The organism is Pseudomonas asplenii, from assembly GCF_001293465.1.
Lineage (GTDB): Bacteria > Pseudomonadota > Gammaproteobacteria > Pseudomonadales > Pseudomonadaceae > Aquipseudomonas > Aquipseudomonas fuscovaginae_B.
In genome coordinates this window covers 1278-2815 of the sequence record NZ_JSYZ01000009.1, presented here as the reverse complement: position 1 = coordinate 2815, position 1538 = coordinate 1278, and the positions used below count along the sequence as shown (strand labels likewise).

The 1538-nt window shown below is 66.8% G+C and carries 1 protein-coding gene; it reads right to left on the bottom strand.

Going from position 1 to position 1538, the window contains the following annotated elements; all coding sequences use genetic code 11:
• Nucleotides 1-86: 86 nt before the first annotated feature.
• Nucleotides 87-1325 carry an acyl-CoA dehydrogenase family protein gene (locus PF66_RS11990; protein WP_054059917.1) on the bottom strand — a complete coding sequence of 413 codons (1239 nt, stop codon included), beginning with the start codon at nt 1323-1325 and terminating at the stop codon, nt 87-89.
• Between the last annotated feature and the right edge of the window lie 213 nt (nt 1326-1538).

The following is a 1538-nucleotide window of genomic DNA, read 5'->3' as shown; positions in this document are numbered from 1 at the left end:
ATTTCGTACACAGCCTAGGTCGGCAGATGGCGCGCAAAGCGCCTGAAGGGGCGCCATCTTACCGAGTCGCGAGGGCCGCTGCGACCTCAGCCCTTGGCCGGGCCGTTGCCGATCTGCCAGACGAACGGTGGCTCGGTGCCGTTGATCGCCCAGTCGCCGATGATCCGGGCCTTGTAGATCACCGGGTTGTGTGACGACACCGTCCGCGCGTTGCGCCAATGGCGATCCAGCGCCTTGCCCTGGCGGACATCGGAGGCGCCGAGGGCATTGAACAGTTCGCTGGTGGCGCGCTGGATCAACTCCGAGACCACCACCTGCGCCGTGGCCGACTCGATTTCCGCGTCGACATTGGCCTGGCGTTCCACCTCATCATCACCGCCGAAGCGCGCGAGGTAGGCCCGCTGTGCCGGTTGCGCGGCGCGTACCGCCGAGGCCTCGGCGGCATACACCAGCGCGGCGACTTCGCCGACCACCTGCTGCACCTGCGCATCCTCGCTGACCCGCTGGGCATTGCCATGGCTGTAGATGCGCTTGCGCTCGCGCACCTGGCGTGCCACGTCCCTGAGCGCCGCACGACCGATGCCCGCCAGGGTCGCCAGCAGCACCAGTTGGTAGAACGCTGTCTGGTACTTGAAGCGGGTGGCGAAGTCGATGACATGGCCGCTTTCCACCACGGCATCGACGAACCGCGAGGTGCCGCTGCCGGTGGTGCGCTGGCCGAAACCGTCCCAGTCGTCGTTGTGTTCGACGCCCGGCTGGCGGGCGCGCACGGCGGCAATCACGTCGCCGCCGGTGTCGCTGCGGCGGGCGTAGACGTCGATCCAGTCGGCAAAGATGCTGCCGGTGCTGTAGAACTTCTCGCCATTGAGGCGCCACTGTTCACCGTCCGGCGAGACCCGGGTCACCACGTCGCCGATGACCACGTTGCCGATCTCGGTCCAGGCGCAGCCGACGATGTCGCCGTCGACGAAGCGTTTGAACCACAGGTCACGGCCGGGGCCCGGGGTGGCGTTCAGCCGGTCCTCGGCAAAGGCGAAATGCCCGCGCAGGGCCTGCGGGACATTGGAGTCGGCCTCGGCCAGTTCGATCAGCAACTGGAACAATTGCGGCAGGGAGGCGCCGCCCCCACCATATTCCACCGGTACCCGTACAGCGCCGAAGCCGGCCTGCTTGAGCCACTGGATCGGCTCGTGGGGCAACTCGCGGGCCAGTTCCCGTTGCACGGCACCGGCGGCGATGCGCGCGAAGATCGGTCGGAAGCGTTCGGCCAGGGACTCGTAGTCGACGCCGAGGGACAGTGGGTTGATTACCTGGTGTTCGGTCATGGGACAGCTCCTTGTGGCAGGCAGAGAAAACTGCGGTTGCCGGGAGCGGTTGCAGGGTCCATGCCGTTGGCGATCACCCCGTGTTCACGGGCTTCTATCTCGCCAGGCGAGGCGGCAACTGTTGTCTGGGCAACAGATCTTCAACAAATCGTCCTGTAGGCCACAGGTTTCCGGAGGCGAGAAGGCTCTGCGTGGGAGCGGGCCTGCCCGCGA